The following is a 5067-nucleotide window of genomic DNA, read 5'->3' on the forward strand; positions in this document are numbered from 1 at the left end:
CACGTGAGGTGGATGAAGGTTCCCTTCATCGTTAGTCAGACCGGGAGTACTCGGTGGAAGATCGGGACGGAGACGAGCGCGACGACCACGTGCATGAGCATCAGGGCGAGTACGCCAATGAGTGAGGCGCCGGGGAGGAAGAACACCGGGACGTCGGCCAGGAAAGAGATGACCACGACGATCGGGACCAGCTTGGCGAGCGTGCGGGCGGGGTCCTTGGCGCGCTTGCGGATCGAGGACCAGGCGAACGCGGCGATGATCACGCCTACTGCGGTCAGCACGACGTAGCCTTGCGGTTTCAGGCCTTCCACGGCGTTCGGGTCGGCGCCCAGCGCCTGGGCCGCAGAGGACACCACGGCGTTGCCGATCGAAGCGACGGCGATGGCGGCGACGACTCCCAGCACGACCTTGCCCGTGCTGGTCCGGGTTTGAGTTGTCATGGGCGGAGCACTCCTGTTTCTACCGTTGGGCGGGTACTGCCGGCATGCCCACGCGCACCCGGCGGGACAGCTGCGCCGGATCGGTGAGGAAGATGCTCTTGCGCTCGATCGAGATCCAGCCGCGCTGGGCGAAGTCCGAGAGCGTCTTGTTGACGGTGTCGCGCCGCGAGCCGACGTACTGGCCGAGCTCCTCCTGGGTGAGGTCCTCGATCATCAGCAGAGCGCCGCGCTGGGCCTGACCGAACCGGCCCGCCAGGCGCAGCAGGGCTTTGGCGAGGCGGGCGGGGGCGTCCATCTGCACCATGTCCATGCGCATCTGGTGCGACTCGCGCCGGCGGCGGGCGATGGTGCCCAGCAGGCGTTCGGTGATCTCCGGGCACAACGCCAGCCACTTCGTCAGGTCGGCGCGCGCGATCCGGCCCGCTTGCACGTCGGTGATCGCGATCGTGGTGGACACCGCGGGGGCCGCGTCGAACAGCGTCGGCTCCACCAGGACGTCGCCCGCGCAGTGGAAGTCCAGCACCAGCTCACGGCCGTCCGGGGAGGCGCAGCACGTCTTGGCCTTGCCGGAGCGCAGCACGAGCAGTTCGTCGGTGCGGACGCCCAGGCGCAGCATCACGTCGCCGCGCGCGAACCCGACGGGCTCCAGGGCGTGGGCGAACTGGCGCCAGGCCTCACTGGACGGCGCGAGGATCGCCGGCCGCGGTGGGGCGAGCAGCTGAGGTGCCACGTCGGTCTCCGTTTTCGTGCGGGTGACAGGGCGCGACCGGATGTGACTCGACGTTATGGTTGGCAACACTGGCGTGGCGCTGGAGAATGCTGGGGTTTTCCCCACGGCTGGTGCTGAAATCCTTCAACGGCGCGAAAGATGGGAAGGGGCAGCCCGTGCTTTTCGACGTCGGCCGTCTGCTGCACGAGGAGTTCCTCGCCGTCTACCGCGCGGCGGCCGCCGACGCCGAGGGCTGGGAGGACGCGGCCGTGACGGTCGCGCACCGGGTCGGTGCGCGGCTCGCTTCGGCGAAAGTCCCTGTCGCGCAGGTGGTCGTGGCGCTGAGATCCACGGACAGGTTGCTGACCGAGGCGATGCTGGACGACGGTGGTGACGCCCGTGCGCTGGCGGCTGCCGGTACCGCGCTGGCCGCGGAGCTGATGTCCGCGTTCTGCGCGGACGACGACGGGCTGGGAGACGCGTTGCTCGCCGGGAACGCACCCGGCGGCGCTGCCCCGTTCTACACGGTCGTGCTGGCTCGCGGATCCGCTGCAGACAGGGTGGTAAGCGCTTTCCGCAAACGTGGACCGGTGGTTCTGGCGACATCCGGACATCTCCTGCTGCCGGTCGCCGAAGCGGCCGCGCTGCCGTTGTGCCGGGAGGTGTGGGAGGAGCTCGGCGGCGAGGTGTGGTTCTGCGTCGCGGAACGGGCCGCCGCGCGCGTCGCGTTGGCGCGCAAGGAAGTCGACGAGATCGACGCGCTGGTGTCGTCACTCGGCCGGCCGCCCGGTGTGTACCGGATCGACGACATGTTGTTCGAGAGCGCCGTGCTGGAGACGCCGGAGGTGCGCGACGAGCTCGGGAAGGTCGTCGCGCCGTTGCTGGCGAACCCCGTTCTGGTCGAGACGGTGCTGGCGTTGCTCGAGGCGGACGGCAACCGGGCGGTAGCTGTCAAGAAGCTGTTCATCCACCGCAGCACGATCGACTACCGTCTCTGGCAGATCGAACAGCTGACCGGTTTGAGTCCGGTGAACCCGCGTGACCTCGCGCTTCTGGGCACCGCGATCGGCCTCAGCCGCACGAACTCCTTGGGCTGAAACGGTTCCGAACGGCTGAGGTGAATGTTAAGGCTGCCTCAAGCCCGCTGTGCCAACTGTCGACAGTTGCCTACCGTTCTGAGCGACACCGTAGGGCCCTCAGGGAGGCGACGCGTGACCCCAGTTCTGGACAGCCGGCTGCTCAACGACGTGCTGCGTGACATCCTCAGCCCCTACGACCTGCCCCCCGTGGAGGACGTGGCGACTCGCCGCCAGCTCGCCAGAACACTGCTTTCCGGACGGGACAACGGATCTTTCGACGGTTTGGCCTTGGCGTACGCGGTCGTGGCCTTCTGCGCGTCCACTGAGGACGGTGCCGCCGAGGTGCTCGACGCGGTGCGGGACGCCGAAGTCCTCGTGCTCGACGGCGTCTGTGGTGGCTACCTGCTCATCCCGTGCGCCCAGGACCTCCACGTCGAACTGGCACGCGAACTGCACGACCGCGTCGGCCAGGACGTGTGGATGGCCGTCGCGTGGGCTCCCCGCAAGGACCTGGCCTCGGCGCGGGCCACGGCCGAGGACGTCCTGCGGATCGCGCGGAACCGGGCTCCCGGCGTCTACGAGCTGCGCACCGTGCTGGCGGACTTCGCGGTGCTGCGCCAGCCGCACGTCGCGGAACGGCTGGCCCGCATGATCGAACCCGTGATGGCGCAGCAGCCCTTGCTGGACGCGCTGAAAGCGTTCATCGCCGAGGACGGCAACCGCGCTGCCGCAGCGCGCGGGCTGGACATCCACCGCAGCACGCTGGACCACCGGCTGCGGTTGGTCGAACGGCTCACCGGCTGCCGTCCGACCTCACCACGTGCGTTGCTGACGTTGAGCGTCGCGCTGACGGCCCACTCGACGCCTCAAGTTCCGCTGCCCAGGACTCACTGACCCGTCTGGGCGGAGATCTGCTCGCGCAGCCGGTCCTCCTGCGCCTGGGTCTCCGGCGTGATGATGCCCTCGAACGCCTCCGGGCCGTGGATCTGCCGGATCTCGACCTCACCGCTCTGGAACGGCGCCTTCTTCAGCCACTCCACGGCGTCCTGCAGCGACGGCAGCTCCCAGATCCAGAACCCGGCGATCAGCTCCTTGGTCTCGGTGAACGGGCCGTCGATGACCGTCGTCGCACCGCTGCCGTCGAACGCGACCCGCGCGCCCTTGTCGCTCGGGTACAGGCCGTCGCCCGCGAGCATGACGCCCGCCTTCACCAGTTCCTCGTTGTAGTTGCCCATCGCGGCCAGCTCCGCGGCGGTGGGCATGACGGAGTTCTCGGTGTCCTCGTTCGCCTTGACGATGACCATGAACCGCATCTCGATCTCCTCAGGTCTGGTGTGCCCTTCTTACTCACGCGTCGATCGGCTCAGGCCGGTTTCGACCAGCTTTCCGAGAAAGTGACCGGCGTCACACTATTACTCTGGAGGGCATGCGCGAAGACGTCGGCTGGATCCTCGAGAACTGCCAGGTCTGGGCCATCGTGGGGCTCTCGGACAACCCGTCCCGCGCGGCCCACGGCGTGGCGCGGTTCCTGCAGGAGCGCGGCAGGAAGATCGTCCCGGTGCACCCGTCGGCCGAGACCGTGCACGGCGAACAGGGGTACGCGACCCTGGCCGACATCCCGTTCGAGGTCGACGTCGTGGACGTGTTCCGCCGCTCGCAGGACGCCGGCCAGTTCGCGGACGAGGCCGTGTCGATCGGCGCCAAGGCCGTGTGGTTCCAGCTCGGCGTGGTCGACGAGGCGGCGTACGAACGCGCCAAGGCCGCCGGGCTGCACATGGTGATGAACGTGTGTCCCGCGATCGAGTGGCGCTCCCGTTGACCACCTAAGTACTCTGCGGCGAGAAGTTCCCGGACATCTGGGGGTGCCGGGAACCCAAGCCTGGGGGCTTAATTCGCATGCTCGTTGACATCAACGTGCTGCAGCTCGCGGAATCTCCGCGTCTCGGTGGCTGCAGCGAGGAGTTCGTTCGGAAGCTGGCGTCCTCTGGGACCGTGCTCGCACCGATCGTGGTGCACCGCGGTACCCACCGGGTCGTCGACGGCGCACACCGCCTGCGGGCGGCTGTGCTGCGCGGATCCCGGTCGGTCGAGGTCGAGTACGTCGACGGGCCGGTGGAGGACGTGTTCGTCCTGTCGGTGTCGCTCAACGTGGCGACGCTGACCACCGCGGACAGGGAGGCTGCCGCCCGCCGGCTGCTGCGGTCGCACCCGCAGTGGTCCGACCGGGCGATCGCGGCCTCCACAGGGCTCGCGGCCAAGTCGGTCGGAGTGCTGCGGCGCGCAGTGGGCGGGCGCGCGGCGAACCGGGTCGGGCGGGACGGCAAGGTCCGCCCGGTCAACTCCGCGGCGGGGCGACGGCTCGCGGTGGAGATGATCGAGGCGCGGCCCGACGCGTCGTTGCGCGACATCGCTCGTGCGGCGGGAGTGTCGCCGGGAACCGTGCGGGACGTCCGGCGGCGCCTGCTCGCCGGGCTCGACCCCGTGCCGGAACGGATGCGGGCCGCGGAGATCGCCGAGGTCGAGGTGCCGGCGGCGCGCAGTGAGGTCCGGGCGCCGGGCACCACGCTGCCGATCCTGCGCCGCGATCCGTCGTTGCGCTTCAACGAGCACGGGCGGCTGGTGCTGCGCTGGCTCGAAGCGCACGCGGTGTCGTCCGGCGAGTGGGCCACGGTGGTGGACGGGGTGCCGTCGCACTGCCGGGAGCTCGTGGCGGACATGGCTCGCGGATGCGCGGAGGTCTGGGCCGAGATGGCCGAGGCGCTGGAACGGGAAAACCGCCGCCAAGCCGTCTAGCCGGCTGATTCCAAGGGGTCGGCTCTGTTGGCGTCTGCAAGTACCG

7 protein-coding genes are annotated in these 5067 nt (G+C 69.4%); 4 read left to right on the top strand and 3 right to left on the bottom strand.

Annotated elements, in window-relative coordinates:
* Window positions 1–35 precede the first annotated feature (35 nt).
* Together UK23_RS44490 and UK23_RS44495 are read right to left on the bottom strand one after the other, a co-directional pair.
* Window positions 36–440, bottom strand: coding sequence for a DUF6069 family protein (locus tag UK23_RS44490; RefSeq protein ID WP_045317879.1), 405 nt, complete (start codon window positions 438–440; stop codon window positions 36–38).
* 19 nt (window positions 441–459) lie between these two features.
* A complete protein-coding gene (locus UK23_RS44495; protein ID WP_052685602.1) occupies window positions 460–1170 on the bottom strand; it encodes a Crp/Fnr family transcriptional regulator in 711 nt (236 codons plus the stop codon).
* Window positions 1171–1325: 155 nt separating this feature from the next.
* On the opposite strand from UK23_RS44495, the gene UK23_RS49515 reads away from it, so the two are divergent.
* Both UK23_RS49515 and UK23_RS49520 read left to right on the top strand, forming a co-directional pair.
* Window positions 1326–2246 carry a PucR family transcriptional regulator gene (locus UK23_RS49515; protein WP_196778161.1) on the top strand — a complete coding sequence of 307 codons (921 nt, stop codon included), beginning with the start codon at window positions 1326–1328 and terminating at the stop codon, window positions 2244–2246.
* A 114-nt stretch (window positions 2247–2360) separates the two neighbouring features.
* Window positions 2361–3122: a PucR family transcriptional regulator gene (locus UK23_RS49520; protein WP_052685604.1), complete on the top strand. Its 762-nt coding sequence runs from the start codon at window positions 2361–2363 to the stop codon at window positions 3120–3122.
* On the opposite strand, the gene UK23_RS44510 is transcribed toward UK23_RS49520, so the two are convergent.
* On the bottom strand, window positions 3116–3541 hold the full coding sequence (locus UK23_RS44510) for a YciI family protein (RefSeq protein ID WP_045317880.1): 426 nt from the start codon (window positions 3539–3541) through the stop codon (window positions 3116–3118). The genes UK23_RS49520 and UK23_RS44510 overlap by 7 nt on opposite strands.
* Window positions 3542–3654: 113 nt before the next feature.
* On the opposite strand from UK23_RS44510, the gene UK23_RS44515 reads away from it, so the two are divergent.
* Both UK23_RS44515 and UK23_RS44520 read left to right on the top strand, forming a co-directional pair.
* Window positions 3655–4047 (top strand): CoA-binding protein, encoded by a 393-nt coding sequence (locus UK23_RS44515; RefSeq protein WP_045317881.1) that lies wholly within the window; start codon window positions 3655–3657, stop codon window positions 4045–4047.
* Between the two features lie 77 nt (window positions 4048–4124).
* The gene (locus tag UK23_RS44520) at window positions 4125–5021 is read left to right on the top strand and encodes a ParB/RepB/Spo0J family partition protein (RefSeq protein ID WP_045317882.1); all 897 of its coding nucleotides are present in this window, start codon (window positions 4125–4127) and stop codon (window positions 5019–5021) included.
* The last annotated feature ends 46 nt before the right edge of the window (window positions 5022–5067 follow it).

It is taken from the genome of Lentzea aerocolonigenes (assembly GCF_000955955.1).
Lineage (GTDB): Bacteria > Actinomycetota > Actinomycetes > Mycobacteriales > Pseudonocardiaceae > Lentzea > Lentzea aerocolonigenes_A.